The organism is Orrella sp. JC864, from assembly GCF_037026685.1.
Lineage (GTDB): Bacteria > Pseudomonadota > Gammaproteobacteria > Burkholderiales > Burkholderiaceae_B > Orrella.
The window spans coordinates 233285-259422 of sequence record NZ_JBANET010000002.1 but is presented as its reverse complement, the minus strand read 5'-3'; the positions used below and the strand labels follow the sequence as shown (position 1 = coordinate 259422).

Below are 26138 nucleotides of genomic sequence, written 5' to 3'. Positions count from 1 at the left end.
CGCTAGGCTGCCAGCGCCTTCTGGCGCCGCGCCAGCGCGCGTTCGTTGACGAAGGCGCCGAAGGGCACCAAGGCGGCGGCCAGCATGCAAAGGACCTGCTTCCGCGGCCAGCCGCCCGCGCTTACGGTTTGCACCAGCATCCACACATAAAGCAGAAAGGCCATGCCGTGGACCGGTCCCATCACGGCGGTGGCCTGCGGCATGCCCCACAAATGCTTGAGCGGCACGGCGACCAGCACCAGCAGCAAAAGCGTCGTGCCCTCCAGCAGCGAGACGTGGCGCATGCGGCGCAGCCGCGCCACTTCTTCGGCATGGCCGGCCGCGGGCATCATTCGACCTCCTTGAGGACCTTTTCCACGCGCGCCAGCCGGGCGTTGGCCTCGGCCAGGCCTTCGCGCAGCGCGTCCAGCGATTGCGCCTGCTCGCGCAGCGCCCGGGCCGATTGCCCGGCAAGCTCGCGATAGGCTGTCTCGTCGGCCAGACGCAGACGGGCCTGGCGGGCCGACACGAAGTACTTCATCGCGAAGATGGCCAGCACCGTGGCCAGCATGAGAATCGTGACGAGCAAGAATGCGGAACCGCTTTGAGCCATGTTCGTTTTTCCTTTTCAGGGCTTGGACGTTTTGTGCGATGCGTTCAGCGACTGCGCGGCCGAGGCGATGGACGCCGGAGTCAGGGCGATGTCGAAGGCGGCCGCTTCGAAGAAGTTCAGGGCCTTGCCGTCCGCGGACAGCTCGTGCCTGCTCGTGACCAGGCCGGCCTCCTGCAGCTTTTTCAGGTGCAGATGCAGCAGCGGCCGGCTGATCCCCAGCTCGCGCGCCAGCTGGCTGACGTAGACGCGCCCGCCTTCATGCAGGGCCGCGACGATCCGCAGGCGATGCGGATTCGCCAGCGCAGCCAGCATCTCGAGCAATCGCTCGCCCTGGGCCTCGTTCAAGAACCGCTCCTGTCGCATGCCGGAAATGCTATCGGCCCGCCGCCAAATAGTCAACTTTTATTGACTCATGTCAGTTATTTATTACTAGTTGACGGCAGCCGAAGAAAAACCCTGCGGCAGGCAAGAATCTGGTCGAAAACGCCATCGAGCACGCCCCGCCCGGCACGCAGGTCCGGGTGGAAGTCGGCCCGCACGCCATCCGGGTGCGCGACCAGGGGCCGGGGGTCGAGCCCGGACAGCTGTCCCTGATGTTCTCCAGGTTCTGGCGCGGCGCGCACCGGCGCGACCGGGGCGCCGGCCTGGGCTTGGCGATCTGCCAGGAGATCGCCCTGGCGCACGGCTGGACGCTGTCCGCCCGCAACGAGGCGCCCGGCTTGTCGATGACGATATCCGCCGCTTCAGAGGCGTCTTGAAAACCAGGCGCGGATCAGCCCCGCCTGATAGAACGCCACCGGCTCGCCGAAGCCGCCGGCCTGGATGATGCCGGCCACCTGCCCGGGGGGCAGTATCGCCACGTCCTTGGCGTAGGCTGCGCGCATCTGTTCGAGCCCGCTCGCCGGGATACCGGCGGCCCGCATCATGTCCAGCCAGACGCCCAGCAGCGCTTCGTACTCGGGCAAGGCCGTATCGGCCGCCAGGTCCGAACTGGCCAATAGGCCGCCCGGCTTAAGCCTGGCCGCGATGGCGCCGAACAAGCCGGCGCGGGCCTGCGGATCCAGGATGAACTGCGAGACCAGAAAGCAGGTCGCCGCATCGAACGGCTCCTGGCCGGACAGCGACTCGACGTATCCCTCGTAGAAGCGGCAGCGGTGCGCAAAGCCGCCCTCTTCGGCCTTCTTGCGGCAAACCTCCAGCATGGCGCCGGAAGGATCCACCGCTGCGAAGCTCCAGCCCGGGTTCCGGCTGGCCAGGTAAGCGATTTCTTCGCCCGTGCCCGCGCCCACGCAAAGCAGTCGGGCATCGGCAGGCAGGCCGGCAAATACCGCCGCCACGTGCAGGTGCAAGGCGTCCCGGATAGGTGCCGTTTTCGCCCAGCGCTCGTCGTAGCTCGACGCCTGTTGATCGAAGATGGCCTTGACTTGCTCGCTGCGCATGATGTTTCCCGTGATGCCGCCTGCGGGGGCTCGCAGGCGATGCGGGCCCAAGGCTAAGGGATTCCGGGCATGCATTGCAAACCTACCAAAGGTAAGTTACCTTTAGTAGGTCAACGACCCACCGGAGCAATACCATGCACGCGCTCATCGTCATCGCCCATCCCGACCGTCTATCGCTCACGCATGCCGTCGCCGCCCGGGTAGCCGCAGGCATCGCCGAAAGCGGGCCGCGGCACAGCTTCGAGCTGGCGGACCTGTCGGCCGAGGGCTTCGACCCCAGGTTCGGCCAGGCCGACATCGCCTTGCACCTGAAACAGGCCGCCCCGCCGGCCGACGTGGCCGCCGAGCACGCGCGGCTGGCGCGCGCCGACGCCCTCGTGCTGGTGTATCCGGTCTATTGGTGGTCCTTCCCCGCCCTGCTCAAGGGCTGGATCGACCGGGTGTTCACCCAGGGCTGGGCCTACGAGGACAACGAGGACGGCAAGCTGGTGAAAAAGCTGCAGCGCCTTCAGGTGCACCTGGTCGCCCTGGGCGGGGCCGACCAGGCAACGGTGCACCGGCACGGCTACGAGAGCGCGATGAAGACGCAGATCGACCACGGCATCTTTGGCTACTGCGGCGCGCGCGTGACGGGCTCGCACTTGCTGCTGGCCTCGGATGCGGGGTACCCTGGCGCCCATCTCGAGTCGGCGCAGGCCATCGGCCGCGGCCTGTTCGACTCCCGGCCCCAGCCCTGAACCGACGACCCTGCCATGGCCTCGCCTGCCCACCCCCCGACACGCCACCGCCTGCCGCGCGAAGCGCGCACGCGCCAGCTCCTGGATGTGTCATGGGCGCTGATCGGCCAGGCGGGTACGGACGCGCTGACGCTGGGGCGGCTGGCCGAGGCGGCGGGCGTGACCAAGCCGGTGGTGTACGACCATTTCGGCTCGCGCAACGGCCTGCTGGCCGCGCTCTACCAGGACTACGACGCGCGGCAGACCGCGCTCATGGACGCCGCCATCGAGGCGGCCAGGCCGACCTTGTCCGAAAAGGCGCGTGTCATCGCATCGAGCTATGTCGACTGCGTGCTGACGCAAGGACGCGAAATCCAGGACGTGCTGGCCGCGCTTAGCGGCTCGCCCGAACTGTCGGCGGTGAAACGGCAATACCAGCAGGCCTACATCGAAAAATGCGCGGCCATCCTGGCGCCGTATGCCGGGCCCCAAGGCCTGTCCCCGGCCAGCCTGTGGGCAATGCTGGGCGCGGCCGATGCGCTGTCGGAGGCCGCCGCCGCCGGCAACATCACCGAAGCGCAGGCGCGCCACGAACTGCGGCACACCATCCTGGCCATGGTCAGGCGCAGCAAGTCCGCAGGCGCCCGATAAGCCGCCTGCGCCCGGACGCGGCAGCCAGGCAGGCGCGGCACGATTATTCCACCTGCCGCAATGATGAAATGCCCAGCGCACCGATTCTCCTCGCAAGCCTTGCGCCTCAAACTGGCGGCACGGATCGGGAATAGCCCCGGCCGCACACCGAGGAACAGAACGATGAAGCTCTATCACCATCCACTGTCGGGCCATGCCCACCGTGCCCGCCTCTTCCTGTCGCTGCTGGGCCTGCCGCACGAACTGGTCGAGGTCGACCTCGCCGCGGGCGCCCACAAGCGCCCCGAATTCCTGGCGCTCAACCCCTTCGGGCAGGTGCCCGTCCTGGAGGACGGCGGCACCGTCGTCGCGGACGCGAACGCCATCCTTGTCTACCTGGCCAAGAAGGCCGCCGACGGCAGCTGGCTGCCGGAAGATCCGGCCGGCGCCGCGGCGGTGCAACGCTGGCTCTCGGTGGCGGCCGGCGAGCTGGCCTACGGACCTTGCGCGGCAAGGCTGGTCACCGTGTTCGGCGCCAGGTTCGATCCCCAGGAAGTGATCGAACGCTCGCATGTCCTGCTAGCCCGGCTCGAGCAGCGGCTGGGCAGCCAGGACTGGCTGGCCGGCGCGGGCCCGACCATCGCCGATATCGCGATCTACAGCTATGTCGCCCGGGCGCCCGAAGGCAATGTCGACCTTGCGCCCTATCCCGCGGTCCAGGCCTTCCTGCGCCGGATCGAGGCGCTGCCGGGCTTCGTTGCCTTCGCGCAGACGCCGGCAGGCCTGACGCGGGCATGAATCCCGGGCCGCTCGCCTCTTGAGGGCGCGCGCCTGCGCGAAGGAAAGACCATGGACGCAAGACAGGCCAGGCTGCCGACCTGGCACGAAGGCGAAAAGATCCTCCAGGAAAGACTGGGTGTTGCCCAGCGCATGGAGCCGGTGGGCCAGCGGGTCGTGCGCGACCACATGCCCGAGCAGCATCGCGGCTTCTACGCGCAGCTGCCCTTCATCGTGCTGGGCGCCGTGGACGCGCAAGGCAAGGCCTGGGCCACCTTCATCGAAGGCCGGCCGGGTTTCATCTCCTCCCCTGCGCCCACCATGCTCGACATCGCTGCATGGCCTGCCCCCGCCGACCCCGCGCGCGCAGGCATGGCCGCAGGCTCGGCCGTCGGCCTGCTGGGCATCGAAATGCACACGCGCCGGCGCAACCGCATGAACGGCACGCTGCTGGCCCGGCCGCAGGGCTTCGGCGTGCAGGTCGACCAGAGCTTCGGCAACTGCCCGCGCTACATCCGTCTGCGCGACGCCGCTTTCGCGCGCGAGCCCGGACAGGCCGGCGCAAGCGCGCCCGAAGACATGCCCGCGCTCGATGCCGCGGCCCGGGCCATGATAGGGCAAGCGGACGCCTTTTTTGTCGCCTCCTATGCCGACCGCCCGCAGCGCCGCCAGGTGGACGTCTCGTATCGCGGCGGCAAGCCGGGCTTCGTGCGCGTGGCCGAAGACGGCACGCTGACCATCCCCGACTTCAACGGCAACCTGTTCTTCGCGACGCTGGGCAACATCCTGCTCAACGGCAAGGCCGGCCTGCTCTTTGTCGACTTCGACACGGGCGACATGCTGCAGCTGACGGGCCAGGCCGAACTCGTCCTGGAATCGCCGGAAATCGCCGCGTTCGAGGGCGCCGAGCGCCTGTGGACCTTCCGCACGCACCGGGCCGTGCGCAGGCGCGGCGCCCTTGCGCTGCGCTGGCGCGCGCGGCCAGACGGCCAATCGCCCCATGCGCTGATGACGGGCGACTGGCGGCAGGCCGCCGAGCGGCTGCAATCGGCCCGGCTCGCCTCGCACTGGCGCAGGTTCAAGGTCGAGCGTATCGTCCAGGAAAGCGCCTCGATCCGCTCGCTGCATCTGCGGCCCGACGACGGCGCGGGGCTCGCACCCTACCAGGCCGGCCAGCACCTGCCCATCCGCGTCACCCTCCCCGGCTCGGACCGGCCCCTGGTGCGGACCTACACGCTATCGAGCGCGCCTTCGGACGGCAGCTATCGCATCAGCGTCAAGCGCGACGGGCGGGTGTCGCAATACCTGCACGGGCTGCGCGTCAATGACGCGATACTGGCGCGCGCGCCCGCCGGCCGCTTCGTCATCGACGCCGGAACAAGGCGCACGGCCGTGCTGCTGGCCGGCGGGGTCGGGATCACGCCGCTGCTGTCCATGCTGCGCCACCTGGTCCACGAAGGGCTGCGCACCCAGCGCATGCGCCCGGCCATGCTTTTTCATGCGGCGCGCACCAGGCAGGAACGGGCCTTCGACCAGGAGCTGGACGGCCTGGTGGCCGCTGCCGGCGGCGCGCTCAAGCGCATCCGGGTGCTCGGCGATGTCCGCGATGCCCGCGCAGGCATCGACTACGACGCGGCGGACCGCATCGACATGGCCTTGCTGGGCCGCTTCCTGCCCTTTGGCGACTACGACTTCTACCTGTGCGGCCCGGCCCCCTTCACGCAGTCGATCTACGACGGCTTGCGCGACTACGGCGTCACCGACGCCAGGATCCATGCCGAAGCCTTCGGCCCCTCGTCCCTGCAACGCAGGCCTGACACCGCCCCCGCCGCGCCCGCCCCGCCGGCAGCCGCCACCGGGCCGGTGCAGGTCGTCTTCGCCCAGGCGGGCCGGCAGGCGCAATGGACGCCGCAAGCCGGCACGCTGCTGGCGCTCGCGGAACAAAGCGGACTGGCCCCCGGGTTCGGCTGCCGCGCGGGCACCTGCGGCACGTGCAGCACCGGCCTGCTCGAAGGCGCCGTCGCCTACGCCAAGGCGCCGGCCGCCATGCCGCCGCAAGGCCAGGTGCTGCTGTGCTGCGCGGTTCCGGCCCTGGGGCCGGCCGGCGACAGCGCGGCCCGCATCCGGCTGGCGCTATAGCGCTTGCCGCGAAATATAGTAGAGGCCTTGGCGGTGCCGGAAGCGGGGAATCCATGGATCGTTGGCAGGCAATGCGGATTTTTGTAAGGGTCGGCGAAACGCAGAGCTTTGCCAAGGCCGCGCGCCAGCTGCACATGAGCGCGCCGGCCGTCACCCGGGCGGTGGCCGCCCTGGAACGGCAGATCGGCGCGCGCCTGTTCGTGCGCACCACCCGCTCGGTCAGGATGACCGAGGCGGGCGCGCGCTATTTCGACGACTGCCGCAGGATCCTGGCGGAAATCGCCGACGCCGAGGCCGCCGCCGCCGGCTCGTATGCCACGCCGTCGGGCCTGCTGTCCGTGACGGCCTCCACGCTGTTCGGGCAGATGTACGTGCTGCCCATCGTCACCGAATACCTGGACGCCTTCCCGGCCATGCGCGCCAGCACCTTCTTCATCGACCGGCCGGTCAACATCGTCGAGGAAGGCATCGACGTTGCCGTGCGCATCGGCCACCTGCCCGATTCGGGCTTTACGGCCATCCAGGTCGGCGCGGTCCGCCACGTGGTGTGCGGCTCGCCGGGGTATTTCGCGCATCACGGCGTCCCGGCCACGCCGGCCGACCTCAAGGACCACCGCATCGCCGCGCCCACCGGCGCCTGGGCCGCGTCCGAATGGCGCTTTGCCCGCAACCAGCGGGTGGCCGTGCAGCCCACCCTCCGATGCAATACCAACGAAGCGGTGATCGCGGCCGCGCGCGCCGGCTGGGGATTGACCAGGGTGCTGCACTACCAGATCGGCCCGGCGCTGCTCGAAGGCGAACTGCAGATCGCGCTGCAAGACCATGAAGAGCCGCCGCTGCCCATCCACGTGCTCTATCCGGAGGGCCGCCGCGCGCCCGCCAAGGTCCGCGCCTTCGTCGACCTGGCGGTCGCGCGCCTGCGCGCCAATGCCGTGCTCAATCAACAACCATGACACCATCGCCGCCCGCGGAAATCTCGCACCAGTTATCGGCCGCCCAGGCCGTGCTGCATGAGCAGCTGGGGACGTCGCTGCTTGCGCTGCACTTGTTCGGCTCGGCGGTCGATGCGGGGTTGCGGCCCCATAGCGACATCGACCTGCTGGCCACGGTGCAGGCCCCCTTGAGCGGGAGCCAGCGGCTCGGGCTGATGAAAAGCCTGCTCGCCGTCTCGGCCTGGCCGCCGACCCCGGCGCTGCGTCCGCTGGAAGTCACGGTCGTCGTCAAGGACGAGGTGGTTCCCTGGCGTTATGCGCCCATGCGCGAACTGCAGTTCGGCGAATGGCTGCGCGAGGAGCTGTCGCAGGGACGCGTCGAGCCGGCGATGCCCGATGCCGACCTGGCGATATTGCTTACCCAGGCCAGGCAGCACAGCGTCTGCCTGCACGGCGCGCCGGCCGCGGCGCTTTTTGATCCGGTTCCGCCCGCCGGGCTGGTCCGGGCGCTGGCCGAAACGGTGGATCTGTGGAACGAAGAGGCGGACTGGCTGGGCGATGAGCGAAACATCGTCCTGACGCTGGCGCGCATTTGGTACAGCTTGTCCACGGGCCGGATCGCGTCCAAGGATGCCGCCGCGGCGTGGGTGCTGCGCCGGCTGCCGCCGCCGCATCGGCCCGTGCTTCGGGCCGCCAGGGCGGCATACCTGGGGCAGGCGCCCGACGACCTGGGCGATCGATTGCCGCAAGTCGCGGCCTTCATCGGCTATGCCAAGGCGCAGGTCCAGCAGGCGTATTCATGATCGTCTCGGAATCGGCGGGCAAGGCGGCGGTATCCAGAGTCCGCCTGGCGCGCGCCAGGGCCGTCTCGACATCCCGCCGGTCTGGCTCGATCAGTTCGGCAATCGCCACGGTCGCGGCAATCCGCTCGATGTGATCCTCCAGTGCCAGCCGGTGCGCCGGTTTTCGCGCCACGCAGGAAAGATCCGCGATCACTTCCGCCATGCGTATCAAAACCGCGGGATTGTTAGCGCCGGCCTGCCTGATCGGATGGAACGCGGCGCCCATGATGCCGTCGATATCGCTGCGGTCGGCGATCACCCTTTGCTCTGCGCTAGCGTCGCGCAATACGCACGGCTGCAGTTCGCATTGGAAGACACATTCGAGCGCCGCGCCCAGCCTGTCGATCACAGCCAGCGCAGTAAAGAAATCATTGATACCGGGAGAAAGCGCCCGGGTCGCAATCTCCACCAGTTGACGGATGCCATGCTCGGGATCCTGGGCCGGCGTGCGCAACGGTCCGACCGTGATAGCGGCGCGCACACGATGGCGCAGCTCGTCAGAGGGCGGCGTTTCACCATAGACCGTCAGATGTCTGCCGTCCTGCAGGACGTAGTGTCCCGCTCGGACCCTCACGACGATCCGCACACCCGCCTCGGCTGCGAGCGTTACCAGCCGGTCGTAGTCGATCACCTGCACGTAGCCCACCTTGCCGACACCCAGCTGCCAGTGCGGCCCATCGAAGGCGGCCGAACGGTCTTGCCGGCCTTGCCCGCTGGCAAGAATATCGCGCAGCGTCTTTCGGAACTCCTGCCACACCGCTTCCACCACATTGTCCGCAATGATCGAGCGCGCGACCTTGTGGACGTAGAAGAGAAGCGCCAGCAGGCAAAGTATCGTCAGGACACTTGCCGCCGTGACGGCAAGATGCGGCACGCCCTGTGCGCCGAGCGTATCGTCCAGCGTCCTGAGCACCAGGATGACGTAAATGATCGTCCCGATGAAAAGGCCCAGGACCGCCTGTATCTGCCGATCGGCCATGAAGATGGAGATGAGCCGCGGCCCCAGTTGGTTCGCGGCAAGCGTCAGAATTACGAAGGTGACCGAAATGACGAGCGAAATCATCGTCATCAGCCCGGAAAGCAGGCTGCCGAGCAAGTCTCGCGCCGCGCCAGCATCGCCGCTGAACAGCCACCAGATGTTGCCCGCCGGAACGATCCGCTGTCCATAGTTGAGCAACACGAAGGCAAGGACAATGCCGCCTGCCGCGCACATGATGGGCAAGGTCCACAGCTGCCTGCGCAACAGCGAGAGGGAATTGCGAAGCCGGTCCATGCTGCATCTCCTCAGGAGACTGCTTGCCGATCCACCGGACCAGCGAGACGGAACCAAGGTCCGGGGCCGCCACGGCGCCCTGCCGGCCAACGTACTGCCTGAATCATACCGGCATCCGACTTCGTCCGGACGCGCCTTGCTTGATGCCCCCATTGCAGCCCGTATAATCCGCCTCGCGCTGGCAGAAACCGTAGCCACGCATGGCGTTTCCCAGCGCCAGCGTTTCCAAAAACGACCGGGACGGACCGGCTCTTCAAGCAAGGGCCGTGCAGGCCCGTGGAGTCGAGGAAATGATCTCTCTGAAACCGCTCACTCGGCGCATCGTCTATGTGCTGACTTTCGAACTCTTCGCGATCGCGCTGTCGACGGCTTTGCTGGTGTCGTTGGCCGGAGGCGACGCAAAAGGCTCGCTTCCCGTTGCGGTAGCCGTATCGGTGATCGCAGTGGCGTGGAACTACACGTACAACTTGCTTTTTGAGGCTTGGGAGCGGCGCCGCAAAGCACCAGGACGAACAGTGCGGATCCGAGCCGCACACGCGTTCGGCTTCGAAACGGGCTTGTGTCTGTTGATCATACCGCTCTATATGTCCTGGTATGGGGTAGGACTGTGGGAGGCCATGAAGATGGAGGCGGCAATCCTCCTATTCTTCCTGGCCTACACCTTCCTGTTCACATGGATCTTCGACGCCATTGTTCAATTGCCCACCGGCCACGCCGGTGCGATCCGGCCCGGATCGGGCACGCCCGCGATGTAGCGGGAAACAGCGCAGATGACGTCGTTACGCCCGGTCACGCCCCTTATCTTGGCGTGACCGAGCCAACATGGCGCAACGCCACGGCCGATAGCACGGTCAACACAGCAACACTTGCCGCGCTGAAAAAGGCGGCGCCATGTAGTCCTGCCACGAACGCCGCCTGAGCCTGCGTCATCACGCCAACCGGCAGCTCCGGCGCGAGTGAAGAGGCCGCCCACAAACTGTCAATGACGGCTTGGCGCGTGCCCGCTTCCAGGTCGCTGGGCAAATGGCTCGACATCGAGCGGCGATACACCGCACTGGCAATGCTCCCTAGCAAAGCGATGCCCAAGGAAATGCCCAAGTCCTGCACCATCTCGGTCATTGCCGAGGCCGATCCTGCTTTTTCCGCGGGGGCAGAGCCGACCGCCAGATCGGTTCCCAACGCCGCGATAGTGCCATTGCCCAGATAAGCCAAGGCCAGTGCGGCAACGGCCAACGTCACGCCTTGCGGGTCGGGCGTCGTCTGCGTCAGCATCAGGTAGCCCGCCACCGACAACGCCAATGAACCCGCGACAACGAACCCGGGCCGGATAACCCGGGCCACAAGCGGCGCACCCGTGCCGCCAATGATCATGGCCAAGGCCGCCAGGCCCATCCACAATCCCGCGCTTGCAGGAGAATGGCCCGCCACCAACTGCAGGTACTGGGCGACCAACAGCATCGTGCCGCCTACCGCAACAAGGCCGAACAACAGCACGATCAGCGCAACCGAGAATGCCCGGTTGGAGAACAGGCTCGGATCCAGCAAGGGATCGGCCAAGCGCCGCTGACGCCTGATGAATATCCAGGCGGACAGCATGCCGAACAGGATGGAAGCGATGACGTCAAGCCCGAGACTGGATTTGGCGATCTGCTTGATGCCATAGACGAACGGCAACATGGCAGCCAGCGACAGCAATACGCTGGGCAAATCCAGCCGCCCGGCCTCTGGCGCGCGGTATTCGGGCAACAACAATGGCGCGAGCAACAGCAGCAGGATCACCACAGGAACGGCTATCAGGAACGCAGCCCCCCACCAGAACCACTCCAGCAGCAGTCCGCCTACCACCGGCCCCAACGCATAGCCGATTCCCCACATCGTTGCCCAGATGCCGATGCCAAGCGCCCGCTGGCGCGGGTCGGTGAATAGATTGCTGATCAGCGCCAGCGTGGACGGCATCAGTGTGGCGCCGGCCACACCGAGCGCCGCCCGTGCCGCGATCAGCATGTTGGCGCTGGTCGAGAAAGCGGCAAGCACAGAAGCTGCGGCAAACGCGGCCGAACCGATCAGCAGCAGTTTGCGACGGCCAATCCGGTCGCCCAGCGTTCCCATCGTGATGAGAAAGCCCGCGATCAGAAAGCCGTAGGCGTCCATGATCCACAGCGCCTGCGAACTGGTGGGCCGCAGGTCGGCAGCCAGTGCCGGCAGGGTCAGATGCAGCAGCGTCAGATCCAAGCCGAGCATGACTGTCGGCAAAGACAGAAGGGCAAGCCCGGCCCAGGCGCGGGGTCCAGCGCGCCCGATTTCTTTTTGACTTGTTGCCGGGGGGATAGGGACAGAAGCCCCAGGGGCTTGCAGGTGTGTCATGGGCGGCTGATCCTCGCGCTATTCGTTTGCGAAAACCGCATCGTCCCCGCAATATAGTCACATGACAATCTAAGCATCTATCCTATTATCAATGACAACAGCAAGGCGAGAACGCAGCCTCAGCCGCACGCGACACGAGCTGTCCGAGTTTCTGATTCGCCACCGCAAGAAGCTGACTCCGGCCGATGTCGGCTTACCTGCGACCGCACGACGGCGCACGCCCGGACTACGCCGGGAAGAGGTAGCCGCCCTGGCGGGGGTGGGGCTGACCTGGTATACCTGGTTCGAGCAGGGCCGCGACGTCAAGGTGTCAGAGCAGTTCCTATTGCGCGTGGCCTACGCGCTCAAACTCGACGATGCCCAATGCAGTCATCTGTTTCTCCTGGCACACAGGCGCCCGCCGCCGCCCGAAGCGTATCAATGGGAATCGGTGACTCCCCGCATCCAGCAACTGCTCGATGAGCTCCCCAGGCCCGCCTATGTGCAAAACCTGCACTGGGATGTAGTGGCATGGAATGCGGCGGCGGATGCGCTGCTTGAACTGCAGGCCAAGTCGCGGCAAGACCGCAACCTGCTGCGCATGACGTTCGCCGACCCCGTGATGCGACGGCGTCTATGCGCCTGGCGCGACGATGCGCCTCGATTGCTGGCGCAGTTTCGTTATGACGCTGCCGTCGCCCCGCAAGACCCCGCCATGTTGGCGTTGATCGAGGAGATGAAGGCGCTATCCCCCGGCTTTCGCCGCGAGTGGGACACGCCAGGCAATGCGGTCGCCCAGCGTGGCATCCGTTCAATACTCAATGCCCAGGGGCAACAGCAGGATTTTCATCACGAAACCCTGGTGGTGGACGAGCACCGGCACTTGAGGATGGTGGTGTACTTCGCCTTCCCGCGTCAGTCGGCCAAGCGCTGCGTTCTTGCCAGCATCAGCAACAGTACGCAGGCCAGCAGGGCCGCGCCCAGGTTGTAAAGCATTCCCGCCACGAAGGCTGTGACGTACTGACCCGCTTGCGCTGCCGCGCCATCGACAGCGGCCAGTGCCGTGCTGAACAGGAGGCCGACCGCCGCCACGCCCAGCGCCGCACCCACCTGCTGCACGGTGGAAATGACGCCTGACGCCATGCCGGCCTGTGCTTCATCGACAAAGCCCAGCACCAGATTCAGCAGCGGTGTCATGATCAACCCCTGCCCGGCACCGACCACCACCAGAACAGGGATCAGCCGCGTGGGCGCCAGCTCCGGGCCCGCCGCCTGTACTTGCGCGATCAGCAGCCCGATGGAAACCGCATAGACCAGTGAACCCCACACAATGGCGCGCGTGCCCCAGCGCGCCACCAGCCGCGGCGCTGCCAGCGATGCCAGAACGAAACCCACGCTGCATGGCGCGAAGAGGCTGCCCGCCATGAAAGGGTCAAGGCCCAGCCCTGTCTGCACCAGCAAGGCAAAGCACAAGAAGAAAGAACTGGACGTGGAATAGACCAGCAGCACCAGCATCGCCCCGAGCGCGAAACGGCGCTGCGCCAGCAGCCGCATGTCCACCAACGGCCATCCGCCGGCCATGCGCTGGCGCTCCTGCTGCCGATGGAACAGCGCAAGCAGCACCACCGCCACGGCCAGCGACCATAGGCTCCAAGCCGGCCAGCCTTGCCCCGGTCCCTCGATCAGCGGCACCAGCAGCAGCGCCAGCCCGGCGCTGACCAGTCCCACGCCCGTCCAGTCCAGTGCCGGGCGCTGCGACGCGCGGGATTCGGGGATATAGCGCGCCGCCGCGATCGCAAACAGCCCGATAGGCACATTGATCAGGAAAATGCTGCGCCAGCCCAGCCCGAACAGGTCGGCATGCACCAGCCAGCCGCCCAGCACCTGCCCGGCGATGGCAGCCAGGCCCAGCACCATCCCCAGCAGGCCGAAGGCGCGGCGGCTGTCCTGGCCATCGAAGTTGACGCGGATCGACGCATAGACCTGGGGGAACAGCAAGGCCGCCGCCAGCCCTTGCAACACCCGGGCACCGATCAGCAAGCCCGCGCCCGGCGCCAGCCCGCACAAGGCCGAAGCCGCGGTAAAGCCCGCCATGCCGACGATGAACATCCGACAGCGGCCGAACAAATCGCCCAGCCGTCCGCCGGTAATGAGCAGGACACCAAAAGCCAGTTCGTAGCCGGCCACGATGAAACCGATCTGGGCAAAGCTCGCGTCCAGCCCGGCCTGCATGCTGGGAATGGCGACATTGACCACGAACAGGTCGAAGATCGTGACAAAACCGGCCAGCAGCAACACGGACAAGCCGAGCCACGGCGGGCCATTGACGGCGCGCACCAGCGGCGCCGGAAAGCAGGAATTCGAGTTCATCTTGCGTATCCACGGTAAAGACGCAAGCATTCTCAAACCCTCTTTAAACAATTACAATTTAACCATTTATGCTATTACTAAAAACAACGAGATAAGCCATGCGGACCATGGAACGAACCCGCTCCGACCTGGCGGCCTTCCTGCGGGCGCACCGCGAGCGTCTTTCACCTGCCGACGTGGGTTTGCCCAGCGGCGGCCGCCGCCGCACGCCGGGGCTTCGGCGCGAGGAAGTGGCTGCGCTCGCCGGCGTTGGCCTGACCTGGTACACCTGGCTGGAACAAGGGCGCAACATCGGCGTGTCGGCCACCTTCCTGGACAACCTGGCGCGGGTGCTGAAACTGGATGCCGCCGAGCGCCGCCACCTGTTCCTTCTGGCCCACGAACGCCCGCCCGCCGAACCGGGCAAGACCTGGTGCGTGCTGCCGCCGCTGGTGCGGCGCCTGATGCACGACCTGCCGCACCCGGCCTTCGTGCTCAACCTGCGCTGGGATGTGCTGGGCTTCAACGCGCCGGCGGACGCGCTTTTCGGTTTTGGCAAGCACGCGCCCGAGCGGCGCAACCTGCTCTGGCTACTGTTCACCGATCCGTTGTTGCATGAACGCGTGGACGCCTGGGACGAACAAGCCCCGCTGATGCTGTCGAGCTTTCGCCGCGACTTCGCCCGCGCCGCGCAGGACGCCGACATTCACCAGCTGGTGGACGAGTTGGAACGGGTCTCGCCGGAGTTCAAGGCCTGGTGGCGGCAGCACGATGTCCATGCGGCCTGCAACGGCGTGCGCAAGCTGGTCGTTGACGGCCAAGCCGAGCCGTTCGAGCACACCTCGTTGACGGTGGACGAAGACCGGCATCTGCGGCTGGTGGTGTATGCCCGGCAGCTGTTCGAGGTGTGCGATGCCCAATAGCGACCACTGCGGCGTACCGGCAGCCAATGACAGCAGAAAGCGCCGCTCGTTGTCGTCCAAGCCCTGCTGATTCCCGGCACTTTCAGGCGTAAGGCTGGAAGTCGTTGGTGTCCCGGCTGATCAATTGCATCAGCCTGGGATGTATGAAGAGCTTTTCCTTGCCAACCGGCATTTCGCGCAGCACACCCAGGCTGGCCAAGTCGTGCAGGTAGCGCGAGGCGGCCTGGCGTTGGGCAATCCCTTTGTCCACCAGGTTGCCGATGCGGCAATAGGGCTGTTCAAAGATGACATCCACCAATTCGCGGGTGTAGATCTTGGGCAGGCGTGTGCGCACGTACTCGGTGGTGTGTTCGGCCAGCCCGCGGATGGCAGCGATCTTCCCTGTGGTCCATTTGGACGTGTCGGCGACGGCCTGCAGCATGAACAGCAGCCAGGGCTCCCAGGCGCCATCTCGCGTCACACTGAGCAGCAGGCGGTAGTAGTCGGCCTTGTGGGCAATCACATGGCGACTGAGATACAGGATTGGCAGATTCAGCAGCTCTTCCTGGATGAGGTAGAGGATGTTGAGCACGCGGCCGGTACGGCCGTTACCATCGGTGAATGGGTGTATGGCCTCGAACTGGTAGTGGCCCACGGCCATGCGGATCAGCGGATCCAGGTCGACCTCGTTGTGCAGGAAGCGCTCCCAGTTGGCCAGCATGTCACGCAAGCGGGCCTCGCCTTCGGGCGGGGTGTAGACCACGTCCCCCGTGCGATCGTTGGCGAGCTGAGTCCCCGGGGTGCGGCGGATGTCCATGTCCACTCCTTTGAGGGTGCGACAGACATCCACGGCGGTGGCAGTACACAACGGCCGGATCTTGAGCGACTGAAAGCCTTGGTGCAGCGCGGTGCGGTAACGCAGCGCCTCCTTGGTGGCGGGATCGGCGTTGCCGTGGCCCTGCGCGTACTGGAACAGTTGGTCGGTCGTCGTAACGATGTTCTCGATTTCCGAGCTGTCTTTGGCCTCCAGCAACGGAATGGTGTTGATCAGCATCGCCTGGTTGGGAATCAGCTCGGCCGCCTGCTTGAGTTCGGCCAACGCGGCACGGGCCTCGATGCAGGCCTTGAGCACGGGCCGGGTCTCCAACTCCTGCGCAGGTGGCAACGCCGGGAGCTGGTTGTGGGGACGCTCCGGATGCCAGGCAAGTGCAACATCACTCATGATGTAAAAATGCCATTTTGACGACACGTTCCCAGCTTACGTCGCTGCTGGCGACACGTCAACGGCTCATGTTCTTATTTCCACAAAATTGCGACACGTACGGAGTTCATGTCGTTCTTGACGACATGAGCCTCTCGACATGGCGCCAATTTACGCTTTCAAGAACATCATGAGCGCTCCCATGAAAGCGAGTAGCCAAGGTCGGGATGTGCTTGCGCATCGCCCGGGTGCTGTCGGCCATGCGGGCATCGGCCAGCCGGCGTTCCGTCATTTCGCCGGGTCAAACGGTGTCACGCGGCCGGGCCCTGGCATCGGCTATTGCTTTCGCGGTTTCTTTCCTGCCCATCAGTAGCCCGCCTCTTTCTGGTGCCGAACGGCAAGAATGACGATGTTCTCCCCGTCGAAACGATAGAGGGCGACATAGCCGCTGTTGCTGAAGTCGATCCGCCATTCCCGAAACTCAGGTTCCATGTCCTCGACCGGCCGACCGATGTGTGGCTGATGGGCCAGAATCTTGACCCCGGCCCGGATCGCCTTCACCGCGCGTTGCGCCGCGTCGGCATCCTTGGGCGCAAGGAAGCGGTAGAGCCGCTGTACATCAGCCAGTGCCGGCGGCGTCCAGGTCAGACGTGGCACTTAGGCAACTCCGCATCCTCGCCGGCTTCCAGCTTCGCCAGCCAGGCGTCGGCTTCCTCAAGTGTCAGATGCAGGCCGGTGCGCTGATAGTCTTCCCAGGCACGGAGCGCATCCTGTTTGAACGCTTCGCGCTTTTCCTCGCGCTCGACGTACTGCGCGATGGCTTCTCGCATGATCCAGTGCGACGTGCGGCGGCGGGCTTCGGCCAGGTGCTGGACGCGCCCTTTCAGTTCGTCATCGAGCTTGATGGATGTTGCCGTAGCCATGTGGCCTCCGTAGCAAAAGGTAATACCTCACGCTACTATAGCCTTCCCCTGCCCTGTCGTCCATCCCTTTTAGGTTAGGAGATGCGTGGCTTCCCCATGTTTCGACAGAGGACCACGTTTCCAGCATCGAGCAGCGCCCGGATCTGTATTGACCCAGTGAAATCCTGCTCACGTCATAATCGAGGAAACGACGTTGAGCACGAAGATGGAAGAAGACATCAAACGCTGGACGGCCAAGCGCAAGAGTGCGCTGGTGCTGGACATTATTCAGGGCAAGACCACCGTGGCCGAGGCGAGCCGTCAGTACGACCTGTCGCCCTCGGAAGTCGAGCAGTGGGTCGATGACGGCAAGCGGGGCATGGAGAACGCCCTGCGCGCCAATCCGCAGGACGTGCGCGAACAGTACGAACGCCAGCTCAAGGACCTGCAAGAGGCCTATGGCGAAGCGATGCTGGAGCTGCGAGCCAGAAAAAAATTGCAGTCCCTGCTGGGCGAGGACGAGAAGTGATCGAGACGATCCGCCAGGGACTGCAAGCCGACGGCATCACCGTCTCGATCGCCAAGCTGTGCCGCTGGTTCGGCGTGCCGCGCCGCACGGTGTACTACAAGCCGGTGAAGTCCGCGCCCAAGGTTGATCCCAAGTTCGCCGTGCCGATCAAGGCGATGATCGAGGAATCGCCGTCGTTCGGGTACCGGACGGTGGCGCACCTGCTGGGGTTCAACAAGAACACCGTGCAGCGCGTGTTCCAACTGATGGGCTGGCAGGTTCGCAAGCGGCCCATAGGCTTCAGGCCCCGCATCCAGGCTCTGCCATCGGTAGCGACGATGCCCAATGAACGTTGGTCTACGGACCTGTGTCGCGTGTGGGCCAGACGGGACGGCTGGGCAACGCTGGCGCTGGTGATCGGCTTGGTTTTTACCTCGCGCAGCTACGGCTTGCGCCAGGAGTTCATCACGCCGCACTGCCCTCAGCAGAACGGCATGATCGAACGGGTGATCCGCACGCTCAAGGAACAGTGCGTGCATCGGCACCGCTTCGAGACGATCCAACACGCCAGCCGCGTGATCGGCGATTGGATACGCTTCTACAACGGCCGACGCCCGCACCAGGCGCTTGGCATGAAGACCCCGGCTGAGGCATTTGCATTAGCCGCTTAACTTGAGCAGGTTCTGCTGGGTCAATACAGAGATCCTATTTCGGCAAGGACTGGTTCAGACGACCAAAGCCTTAGCGACCTATTGCTCCATTCTCTAACATCGCAGCTCAACGCTGCCCATCAGGCGCCTGCCGTAGCCGAAGAATGGGAAACCTGTCAAATTGGAGAGAATTGAGTTGGCTATTGATTGGACAAATGCCTCTGGAGGCATCGAAGTAGCGGTGGCAGCAACGGCTCAGGAATTTATTGACGCTCTTCGTCCATCCAATTCCCATTGGTGGGAAGGTGCATCTTGCCCGTGGGTTTTTCGGGGCCACGCATACGAGGAATGGCAGTTATTACCTTCGGCTTGGCGCCCGTCGAATACCATCTTGAACAACAGTATTACTGAAGCGACGCGCCGCTTTGACGCTGTGCAGCCGACGCAAAATCTCAACTGGTTTTGGCATCCCAACTACTGGTCCGGTTCCGCTGCATTTGGCCCACGCGATGCCGAGCTTAGTAGGCTCCTAACAATCCAAACCACTGCCGAGTATTTGCCAGTGTGGGACTTCATCAGCAGGTGTGATGAACTGGGAATGCCGGTACCGATGACAAATCTCGGACCGGATCCAACTACCAATCCAGATTGGTTGGCGGATCCTCACAATCCGATATTTGGCGACGAATTCTTGCGCTTCTCAGATTTGCCGGCTGCCTTGGCTCTCGCACAGCATCATGGGATACCTACGCGTCTTCTTGACTGGACACGAGATCCGATGGCCGCCGCATTCTTTGCCGTTGAGCCATTGCGGGTTGCAAACGCTGGAGCACATCTGGTCGTTTGGGCATTGCACAAGAGCCATGCACAGAGAGTTTCTATCGAAGGAGTCAGCTTCCCCAATGCACCAAATGGCGCCCCACGATTTGATCCCACCATCGCAGTCGTCAGGCCATCTACTCGCGACAACCCGTTCTTAGCTGCTCAGGCTGGGCTGTTCACGACCATTAGCAGGTCTGGCATTTATTTTATGAAATCAGGTGGTAAACGGCCTGGCATTGCGGAGTTTGTTTCTGAGGCCAACCCGGCCATCACGGTACTTAGGAAGCTTAGATTGGCACATGAGCATTTAGCCGACTTAATAGAGATTCTTCGCCGTGAGAATATATCCCGATCTGCACTCATGCCCACCATGGATAACGTGGCGCAAGACGTTCGAACGAAATGGACACAGCAAGAAGTGATGGATTGAACCATCGCGCGCCGTGAAAAACGAAGTCAATGCTAAGGCGGGTCTCGATACCATGTTGGAATTGTGTCCCAATGCATGGTACCGGCGTTTTTCCCTTGGTACACCCTCCACGTACCATGAAAAAGACCATTGATGATGTGGAAGACATAGTTATTGAAATTAAATTCCAACATTTAAATCAATAACTTATAACCCCCCTCACTCCCACTCAATCGTCGCAGGCGGCTTGCTACTCACGTCATAAACCACCCGATTGATCCCCCGCACTTCATTAATAATCCGCCCCGACACCTTCGCCAACAGCGAATACGGCAACTGCGCCCAATCCGCGGTCATGAAGTCACTGGTCTGCACCGCCCGCAGCGCCACCACGTAGTCGTATGTGCGCCCATCGCCCATCACGCCCACCGACTTCACCGGCAGGAACACCGCGAACGCCTGCGAGGTCAGGTCGTACCAGGTCTGCTGGCTGACGGTATCGATCGTGCCGCGCAGCTCCTCGATAAAGATCGCATCCGCGCGCCGCAGCAGGTCCGCATACTCGCGCTTGACCTCGCCCAGGATCCGCACGCCCAGGCCCGGGCCCGGGAAGGGATGGCGATACACCATGGCCGGGGGCAGGCCCAGGGCCACGCCCAGCTTGCGCACCTCGTCCTTGAATAGTTCGCGCAAAGGTTCCAGCAGCTTCAGGTTCAAGGTATCGGGCAGGCCGCCCACGTTGTGGTGCGACTTGATGGACACGGCCTTGCCGGTCTTGCCGCCGGCCGACTCGATCACGTCGGGATAGATGGTGCCCTGGGCCAGCCACTTGGCGTTCTTGAGCTTGGCGGCCTCGGACTGGAACACCTCGACGAACTCGCGGCCGATGATCTTGCGCTTGGCCTCGGGGTCCTCGACGCCGGCCAGCTTGCCCAGGAACTGCTCGCTGGCGTCCACGTGGATGATCTTGATGCCCATGGCGCCGGCGAAGGTTTGCATGACCTGCTCGGCCTCGTTCAGGCGCAGCAGGCCGTGGTCCACAAACACGCAGGTCAGCTGGTCGCCGATGGCCTTGTGGATCAGGGCCGCGGCCACCGAGGAGTCCACCCCGCCCGACAGGCCCAGGATGACCTCTTCCTGGCCGACCTGCTCGCGGATGCGGGCCACGGCTTCCTCGACGTAGTCGGGCATGTTCCAGTCGCCGGTGCAGCCGCAGATCTCGTGCACGAAGCGCGAGAGCAGCGCCTGGCCCTGCAGCGTGTGGGTGACCTCGGGATGGAACTGCACGCCATAGAACCCGCGCGTCTCGTCGGCCATGCCGGCGATGGGGCACGAGGGCGTGGAGGCCATGAGCGTAAAGCCGGGCGGCAGCGCGGTGACCTTGTCGCCGTGGCTCATCCAGACCTTGAGCATGCCGTGGCCTTCGGCCGTGCGGAAGTCCTCGATGCCTTCGAGCAGGCGGGTGTGGCCGTGGGCGCGCACCTCGGCATAGCCGAATTCGCGGTGGTCCGAGAAGCTGACCTGCCCGCCCAGCTGCTGGGCCATCGACTGCATGCCGTAGCAGATGCCCAGCACCGGCACGCCCAGCTCGAACACGTTGGCCGGCACGCGCAGCGAATCCTCGGCATAGGCCGAGGCATGGCTGCCGGACAGGATGATGCCCTTGGCGCCCTGCCCGACCTGCCCGGCGACGAATTCCGGGCTCACGTCGCCCGGATGGATCTCGCAGTAGACGCCGGCCTCGCGCACGCGCCGCGCGATCAGTTGGGTGACTTGGGAACCGTAATCGAGGATGAGGATGCGCTGGTGCATGAGGAACTCTGTCGGAGGATATGAAAGCGCACCGGCGAATCGCTTCGTCCGGTGCGGGATACTGCAGGCGCGGCGCGGGGCCGGCGGCGCCGCTGCCTGCGACGGCGGCGTCAGTCGGCGCGGTAGTTGGGCGCTTCCTTGGTGATCTGCACGTCGTGCACGTGCGATTCGCGGAACCCCGCCGAGGTGATCTCGACGAACTCGGACTTGGTGCGCATCTCTTCGATGTTGGCGCAGCCGCAATAGCCCATGGAGGCGCGCACGCCGCCCACCAGCTGGAAGATGATGGCCAGGACGCTGCCCTTGTAGGGCACGCGGCCTTCGATGCCTTCGGGCACCAGCTTGTCGGCGTTGTTGGACGGATCCTGGAAGTAGCGGTCGGCCGAGCCGTCGGTCATGGCGCCCAGGCTGCCCATGCCGCGATACGACTTGTACGAGCGGCCCTGGTACAGCACGACCTCGCCGGGCGCCTCTTCGGTGCCGGCGAACATGCCGCCCATCATGACGGCCGAGGCGCCGGCCGACAGGGCCTTGGCCACGTCGCCCGAGTAGCGGATGCCGCCGTCGGCGATCAGCGGCACGCCGGTGCCTTCCAGCGCCTGGGCCACGTCGGAGATGGCGGTGATCTGCGGCACGCCCACGCCGGCCACCACGCGGGTGGTGCAGATGGAGCCCGGGCCGATGCCGACCTTGACGCCGTCGGCGCCGGCCTCGACCAGCGCGCGGGCGGCGGCGGCCGTGGCGATGTTGCCGCCGATGACATCGACCTTGGGATAGTTCTGCTTGACCCAGCGCACGCGCTCGAGCACGCCCGAGGAATGGCCGTGGGCGGTGTCGACCACGATCACGTCCACCCCGGCGGCCACCAGCTTGGCCACGCGCTCTTCGGTGCCCTCGCCCACGCCCACCGCCGCGCCCACGCGCAGCTGGCCGTGCGCGTCCTTGCAGGCGTTGGGATGCTCGGTGTTCTTGACGATGTCCTTGACCGTGGCCAGGCCGCGCAGCTCGAAGGCGTCGTTCACGATCAGCACGCGCTCCAGGCGGTGCTTGTGCATGAGCTCCTGCGCCTGGTCCAGCGTGCCGCTCTCGTCCATGGTGATCAGGCGATCGCGCGGGGTCATGACGTCGCGCAGCGGCACGTCCAGGCGGGTTTCGAAGCGCAGGTCGCGGTTGGTGACGATGCCGGCCAGCTTGCCGTCCTGCACCACCGGCAGGCCCGAGATGCCGTGCTTGCGCTGCAGCGCGATGGCGTCGCGCACCTTCATGTCGGGGGTGACGGTGACCGGGTCGATCACGATGCCGAACTCGTGGCGCTTGACGCGCGAGACCTCGGCGGCCTGCTGGTCGGCCGACAGGTTCTTGTGGATGATGCCGATCCCGCCCTCTTGCGCCATGGCGATGGCCAGGCGCGCCTCGGTCACGGTGTCCATGGCGGCGGACACGAGCGGGATGTTCAGTTGGATGTTGCGGGTCAGGCGGGTGGCCAGGGACGTGTTGCGCGGCAGCACGTCGGAATACGCAGGCACCAACAACACGTCGTCGAAGGTGAGCGCTTTTTTGATGAGACGCATGGGAAACTCCGGGCGCAAAGCAAGATTATACGCTTGTGCCGTAAGTATGCTAGGGCAATCCCCTATACGCCCCCCTGCCCGGCGCGCGGACCGGGCGGCGCCTTGCCGGCGCGGCGTAAAAGTCCGTTTCCCCGCGCAGCCGCGCATGCTGCCGGCCCGCCCTGGCCGCGGCGCGCGGCGCGCCCCGCCGGCGCCTGCGGCGCTGATCGGACGTTGCGGTTTGTAGCGTTCGAACATGGGCGGCGCGGGCCGCGCCGCTACGATGGATGCTCCACCTACCGGCGCCGCCGCCGGCGGCGCGCATCGACGGAGACGCCCCATGAAAGCCCTGTGCTGGCACGGCAAGAAGGACCTGCGCTATGACACCGTTCCCGATCCGGTGATCGAGCATCCACGCGACGCGATCGTCAAGGTATCTTCCTGCGCCATCTGCGGCTCGGACCTGCACCTGTTCGACGGCTTCATGCCGGGCATGAAGCACGGCGACATCATGGGCCACGAGTTCATGGGCGAGGTGGTCGAGACGGGCAAGGAAAACCGCGCGCTGAAGGTCGGCGACCGCGTGGTGGTGCCCTTTACCATCACCTGCGGCGAATGCGACCAGTGCCGCCGGGGCAATTTCTCGGTGTGCGAGCGGACCAACCGCAACAAGGACAAGGCCGACAAGATGTTCGGCCACACCACCGCCGGCCTGTTCGGCTACACCCACCTGACCGGCGGCTACCCGGGCGGGCAAGCCGAATACGTGCGCGTGCCCTTTGCCGACCAGACCCACGTGAAAGTGCCCGACGGCCTGACCGACGAGCAGGTGCTGTTCCTGGGCGATATCCTGCCCACCGGCTGGCAGGCCGCCGTGCAATGCGAGATCGAGCCCACCGACACGGTCGCCATCTGGGGGGCCGGCCCCGTGGGCCAGATGGCCGTGCGCAGCGCGGTGCTGCTGGGCGCGCGCCAGGTCGTGGTCATCGACCGCGTGCCCGAGCGCCTGGCGATGGCCGCCCAGGGCGGCGCCATCCCCATCAACTTCGAGGAGGAAAGCGTGCTGGAACGGCTGGGCGAGCTGACCGGCGGCAAAGGGCCCGAAAAGTGCATCGACGCGGTGGGCATGGAATCGCATGCCACGCGTTCCTTCGATGCGATCTACGACCGGGTCAAGCAGGCCGTCATGCTGGAAACCGACCGCCCGCACGTGCTGCGCGAGATGATCTACGTGTGCCGGCCCGCCGGCATCCTGTCCATTCCTGGCGTGTACGGCGGCCTGATCGACAAGATCCCCTTCGGGGCGGCCATGAACAAGGGCCTGACCTGGCGCATGGGGCAGACCCACGTCAAGCGCTGGACCGACGACCTGCTGCGCCGGATCCAGGACGGCCAGATCGACACGTCTTTCGTCGTGACCCATACGGTGGGCCTGGACCAGGGCCCGGCCATGTACGAGACCTTCCGCGACAAGCGCGACGGCTGCATCAAGGTCGTGCTCAAGCCCTAGCCCCTCAAGGCGGCGACGCCGGCGCACCGCCTGGCCGGCTCCGCGGCATTCCCCGCGCGGGCCTGCCGCGCCCGGCGCGTTAAGCATCGGTGAACACCTCTTCAGCAAAACCGGCTTCCATCCAGCTGGAGCCGGGCTGATAATACCGAAAATAACGTTTCATTAATTGAGGCCGAACACGGCCGCGGAGACAGCTTCCTCCCGCCATAACAACCATGATAATCATGGCCGTGGCTTGTTATTGCGCTCCCGCTCATTAAGACAACGTTTCACCGATCTCGCTCAAGACATAGGATATCGTCCTTCATGACCGATCTGCTTAGCATCCCTGGCCTGCCGCCCACCGGCAACCTGATCGCCGGCCTCTGGGTGGAGGGCGCGCGGCCCTTCGCCGTGCTGGACAAGTACAGCGGGCGCCCCATCGCCCACGTGACCGAGGCCAGCCGCGACCAGGTTGCGCTGGCCGTGCGCACGGCGAAAAAGGCGGCCGACGCCGGCGCCCCGCCTCCGCACGACCGGGCCCGGCAGCTGCGCCGCGCCGCCCTGGTGCTGCAGACGCATCGCCAGCGTTTCGTGGACGTGATGGTGGCCGAGGCCGGCTTCACGCTGGCCGACGCCAACGGCGAGATCGACCGCGCCATGGTCACGCTGGAACTGTCGGCCGACGAGGCCGTGCGCCTGGTCGGCGAAGTGGTGCCCTTCGGCGCCAGCCCGGGCGCGCATCGCCGCATGGGCCTGACCCAGCGCTTTCCGGTGGGGGTGGTCTGTGCCATCACGCCCTTCAATTCGCCGCTGAATACGGTGCTGCACAAGGTGGCCCCGGCCTATGCCGGCGGCAATGCGGTCGTGCTCAAGCCTTCGGCCTTCACGCCCCTGACCTCGGCCTTGCTGGGCGAGGTGCTGCTCGAGGCCGGCATGCCGGCCGAGTTCCTGGCCATCGTGCAGGGCGAAGGCGACTCGGTGGGCGCCTGGCTGCTGGAAGAACAGGACATCGCCTTCTATACCTTCACCGGCAGCACCCGGGTGGGACGGATCATCCAGCAGGCGGCCGGGCTGCGCCGCACGCAGATGGAGCTGGGCAGCATCGCCAGCACGCTGGTGTGCGCGGACGCCGACCTGGAGCGCGCCATCCCTCGCATCGCCAACGCGGCCCTGCGCAAGGCCGGGCAGGTCTGCACCTCGGTGCAGCGCCTGTATGTCGAACGCCCCATCGCCGAGGAAGTCACCCGGCGCCTGGTCGAATACGCCGGCACCTTGCGCGCGGGCGATCCGCGCGACCCGGCCACCCGCGTGGGTCCGCTCATCAGCGAAGAGGCGGCCCGGCGCGCCGAGCAATGGCTGCAGCAGGCCGTGCAGGGCGGCGCGCGCCTGCTGTGCGGCGGGCAGCGCACCGGCTCGGTGGTCACGCCCGCCGTGCTGGCCGACGTGCCGCAGGACGGCAAGGTCTGGTGCCAGGAAGCCTTCGCGCCCTTGCTGGCGATCAAGCCCTTCGACGACTTCGACGCCGCGCTGGCCGGGGCCAACGACACGCCCTTCGGCCTGTCGGCCGGCGTGTTCACGCAGGACATCGACCGCGCGCTCAAGGCCGCGCGCACCCTGCGCTTCGGCACCGTGCAAATCAACGAAACCTCCAGCGCCCGCTCCGACGTCATGCCCTTTGGCGGCGTCAAGGACAGCGGCTTCGGCAAGGAAGGCCCGGCCTACGCGATCCGCGAGATGACCGAGGAACGCCTGCTGATCTTCAATCCCTGACCTTTCCCTTGCGCGAGGCCGTGCGCCCCCGGCGGGGCGCGAGCCGGCCGCGCCTATTTTTTCCATTTCCCCACCGGAGAGAGACACC

At 65.7% G+C, this 26138-nt stretch carries 27 protein-coding genes; 15 read left to right on the top strand and 12 right to left on the bottom strand.

Going from position 1 to position 26138, the window contains the following annotated elements:
• Window positions 1-2 precede the first annotated feature (2 nt).
• Genes V8Z80_RS02980 through V8Z80_RS02970 form a run of 3 tightly spaced genes read right to left on the bottom strand, consistent with a single transcriptional unit; the run spans window position 3 to window position 937 of the window.
• A complete protein-coding gene (locus tag V8Z80_RS02980) occupies window positions 3-332 on the bottom strand; it encodes a DUF3817 domain-containing protein (protein ID WP_336060948.1) in 330 nt (109 codons plus the stop codon).
• Window positions 329-592 (bottom strand): hypothetical protein, encoded by a 264-nt coding sequence (locus V8Z80_RS02975; RefSeq protein WP_155196046.1) that lies wholly within the window; start codon window positions 590-592, stop codon window positions 329-331. Before V8Z80_RS02975 ends, V8Z80_RS02980 begins: the two co-directional genes overlap by 4 nt.
• Before the next feature lie 15 nt (window positions 593-607).
• Window positions 608-937: an ArsR/SmtB family transcription factor gene (locus tag V8Z80_RS02970; RefSeq protein ID WP_336060947.1), complete on the bottom strand. Its 330-nt coding sequence runs from the start codon at window positions 935-937 to the stop codon at window positions 608-610.
• 128 nt (window positions 938-1065) lie between these two features.
• Between V8Z80_RS02970 and V8Z80_RS02965 the strand changes: the two genes are divergently transcribed.
• Window positions 1066-1350, top strand: coding sequence for a sensor histidine kinase (locus V8Z80_RS02965; protein WP_336061002.1), 285 nt, complete (start codon window positions 1066-1068; stop codon window positions 1348-1350).
• On the opposite strand, the gene V8Z80_RS02960 is transcribed toward V8Z80_RS02965, so the two are convergent.
• Window positions 1336-2031, bottom strand: coding sequence for a class I SAM-dependent methyltransferase (locus V8Z80_RS02960; RefSeq protein ID WP_336060946.1), 696 nt, complete (start codon window positions 2029-2031; stop codon window positions 1336-1338). The genes V8Z80_RS02965 and V8Z80_RS02960 overlap by 15 nt on opposite strands.
• 134 nt (window positions 2032-2165) lie before the next feature.
• On the opposite strand from V8Z80_RS02960, the gene V8Z80_RS02955 reads away from it, so the two are divergent.
• The 6 genes from V8Z80_RS02955 (at window position 2166) to V8Z80_RS02930 (ending at window position 8028) form a co-directional block, all read left to right on the top strand.
• The gene (locus V8Z80_RS02955) at window positions 2166-2768 is read left to right on the top strand and encodes an NAD(P)H-dependent oxidoreductase (protein WP_336060945.1); all 603 of its coding nucleotides are present in this window, start codon (window positions 2166-2168) and stop codon (window positions 2766-2768) included.
• 15 nt (window positions 2769-2783) lie between these two features.
• The gene (locus tag V8Z80_RS02950; protein WP_336060944.1) at window positions 2784-3398 is read left to right on the top strand and encodes a TetR/AcrR family transcriptional regulator; all 615 of its coding nucleotides are present in this window, start codon (window positions 2784-2786) and stop codon (window positions 3396-3398) included.
• Window positions 3399-3560: 162 nt separating this feature from the next.
• Window positions 3561-4175 (top strand): glutathione S-transferase family protein, encoded by a 615-nt coding sequence (locus V8Z80_RS02945; protein ID WP_336060943.1) that lies wholly within the window; start codon window positions 3561-3563, stop codon window positions 4173-4175.
• Window positions 4176-4226: 51 nt separating this feature from the next.
• Complete coding sequence (locus V8Z80_RS02940) at window positions 4227-6293, top strand: FAD-binding oxidoreductase (protein WP_336060942.1); 2067 nt, start codon at window positions 4227-4229, stop codon at window positions 6291-6293.
• Between the two features lie 53 nt (window positions 6294-6346).
• Window positions 6347-7246, top strand: coding sequence for a LysR family transcriptional regulator (locus tag V8Z80_RS02935; protein ID WP_336060941.1), 900 nt, complete (start codon window positions 6347-6349; stop codon window positions 7244-7246).
• A complete protein-coding gene (locus V8Z80_RS02930; protein ID WP_336060940.1) occupies window positions 7243-8028 on the top strand; it encodes an aminoglycoside adenylyltransferase family protein in 786 nt (261 codons plus the stop codon). Before V8Z80_RS02935 ends, V8Z80_RS02930 begins: the two co-directional genes overlap by 4 nt.
• On the opposite strand, the gene V8Z80_RS02925 is transcribed toward V8Z80_RS02930, so the two are convergent.
• Entirely contained in the window at window positions 7985-9340 is a 1356-nt protein-coding gene (locus V8Z80_RS02925; protein ID WP_336060939.1) for a DUF2254 domain-containing protein, read from the bottom strand. The two genes, V8Z80_RS02930 and V8Z80_RS02925, sit on opposite strands and share 44 nt — an antisense overlap.
• A gap of 200 nt (window positions 9341-9540) precedes the next feature.
• Here V8Z80_RS02925 and V8Z80_RS02920 point away from each other — a divergent pair, with 200 nt between their 5' ends.
• On the top strand, window positions 9541-10095 hold the full coding sequence (locus tag V8Z80_RS02920) for a PACE efflux transporter (RefSeq protein ID WP_336060938.1): 555 nt from the start codon (window positions 9541-9543) through the stop codon (window positions 10093-10095).
• Between the two features lie 43 nt (window positions 10096-10138).
• Here V8Z80_RS02920 and V8Z80_RS02915 read toward each other — a convergent pair whose 3' ends face one another.
• Window positions 10139-11581 carry an MFS transporter gene (locus tag V8Z80_RS02915; RefSeq protein ID WP_336060937.1) on the bottom strand — a complete coding sequence of 481 codons (1443 nt, stop codon included), beginning with the start codon at window positions 11579-11581 and terminating at the stop codon, window positions 10139-10141.
• Window positions 11582-11795: 214 nt separating this feature from the next.
• On the opposite strand from V8Z80_RS02915, the gene V8Z80_RS02910 reads away from it, so the two are divergent.
• A complete protein-coding gene (locus tag V8Z80_RS02910; protein WP_336060936.1) occupies window positions 11796-12674 on the top strand; it encodes a helix-turn-helix transcriptional regulator in 879 nt (292 codons plus the stop codon).
• Here the strand turns inward: V8Z80_RS02910 and V8Z80_RS02905 are convergent.
• Window positions 12599-14053: an MFS transporter gene (locus V8Z80_RS02905; protein ID WP_336060935.1), complete on the bottom strand. Its 1455-nt coding sequence runs from the start codon at window positions 14051-14053 to the stop codon at window positions 12599-12601. The two genes, V8Z80_RS02910 and V8Z80_RS02905, sit on opposite strands and share 76 nt — an antisense overlap.
• 107 nt (window positions 14054-14160) lie before the next feature.
• Here V8Z80_RS02905 and V8Z80_RS02900 point away from each other — a divergent pair, with 107 nt between their 5' ends.
• On the top strand, window positions 14161-14955 hold the full coding sequence (locus V8Z80_RS02900) for a helix-turn-helix transcriptional regulator (protein ID WP_442951926.1): 795 nt from the start codon (window positions 14161-14163) through the stop codon (window positions 14953-14955).
• An 82-nt stretch (window positions 14956-15037) separates the two neighbouring features.
• Here V8Z80_RS02900 and fic read toward each other — a convergent pair whose 3' ends face one another.
• The 3 genes from fic to V8Z80_RS02880 all read right to left on the bottom strand — a co-directional run bounded on the left by fic (window position 15038) and on the right by V8Z80_RS02880 (window position 17058).
• Complete coding sequence (fic, locus tag V8Z80_RS02890) at window positions 15038-16156, bottom strand: protein adenylyltransferase Fic (RefSeq protein ID WP_155196074.1); 1119 nt, start codon at window positions 16154-16156, stop codon at window positions 15038-15040.
• A 345-nt stretch (window positions 16157-16501) separates the two neighbouring features.
• Window positions 16502-16792, bottom strand: a complete 291-nt coding sequence (locus V8Z80_RS02885) for a type II toxin-antitoxin system RelE/ParE family toxin (protein ID WP_336060933.1) — start codon at window positions 16790-16792, stop codon at window positions 16502-16504.
• Window positions 16780-17058, bottom strand: a complete 279-nt coding sequence (locus V8Z80_RS02880) for a CopG family ribbon-helix-helix protein (protein ID WP_132963706.1) — start codon at window positions 17056-17058, stop codon at window positions 16780-16782. Before V8Z80_RS02880 ends, V8Z80_RS02885 begins: the two co-directional genes overlap by 13 nt.
• A 193-nt stretch (window positions 17059-17251) precedes the next feature.
• Between V8Z80_RS02880 and V8Z80_RS02875 the strand changes: the two genes are divergently transcribed.
• From V8Z80_RS02875 to V8Z80_RS02865, 3 genes are all read left to right on the top strand, one after another.
• Window positions 17252-17566: a DUF1153 domain-containing protein gene (locus tag V8Z80_RS02875; protein ID WP_032955731.1), complete on the top strand. Its 315-nt coding sequence runs from the start codon at window positions 17252-17254 to the stop codon at window positions 17564-17566.
• The gene (locus V8Z80_RS02870; protein ID WP_336060932.1) at window positions 17563-18216 is read left to right on the top strand and encodes an integrase core domain-containing protein; all 654 of its coding nucleotides are present in this window, start codon (window positions 17563-17565) and stop codon (window positions 18214-18216) included. The genes V8Z80_RS02875 and V8Z80_RS02870 overlap by 4 nt, the downstream gene beginning before the upstream one ends.
• A gap of 370 nt (window positions 18217-18586) precedes the next feature.
• Window positions 18587-19447: an FRG domain-containing protein gene (locus tag V8Z80_RS02865; RefSeq protein ID WP_336060931.1), complete on the top strand. Its 861-nt coding sequence runs from the start codon at window positions 18587-18589 to the stop codon at window positions 19445-19447.
• Window positions 19448-19645: 198 nt separating this feature from the next.
• Here V8Z80_RS02865 and guaA read toward each other — a convergent pair whose 3' ends face one another.
• Both guaA and guaB read right to left on the bottom strand, forming a co-directional pair.
• Window positions 19646-21238, bottom strand: coding sequence for a glutamine-hydrolyzing GMP synthase (gene guaA, locus V8Z80_RS02860; RefSeq protein WP_336060930.1), 1593 nt, complete (start codon window positions 21236-21238; stop codon window positions 19646-19648).
• A 110-nt stretch (window positions 21239-21348) separates the two neighbouring features.
• Window positions 21349-22809, bottom strand: coding sequence for an IMP dehydrogenase (gene guaB, locus V8Z80_RS02855; protein WP_336060929.1), 1461 nt, complete (start codon window positions 22807-22809; stop codon window positions 21349-21351).
• Window positions 22810-23128: 319 nt separating this feature from the next.
• On the opposite strand from guaB, the gene V8Z80_RS02850 reads away from it, so the two are divergent.
• The gene (locus tag V8Z80_RS02850; RefSeq protein WP_336060928.1) at window positions 23129-24298 is read left to right on the top strand and encodes a zinc-dependent alcohol dehydrogenase; all 1170 of its coding nucleotides are present in this window, start codon (window positions 23129-23131) and stop codon (window positions 24296-24298) included.
• Window positions 24299-24604: 306 nt separating this feature from the next.
• Window positions 24605-26050: an aldehyde dehydrogenase family protein gene (locus tag V8Z80_RS02845; RefSeq protein ID WP_336060927.1), complete on the top strand. Its 1446-nt coding sequence runs from the start codon at window positions 24605-24607 to the stop codon at window positions 26048-26050.
• Window positions 26051-26138: the final 88 nt, after the last annotated feature.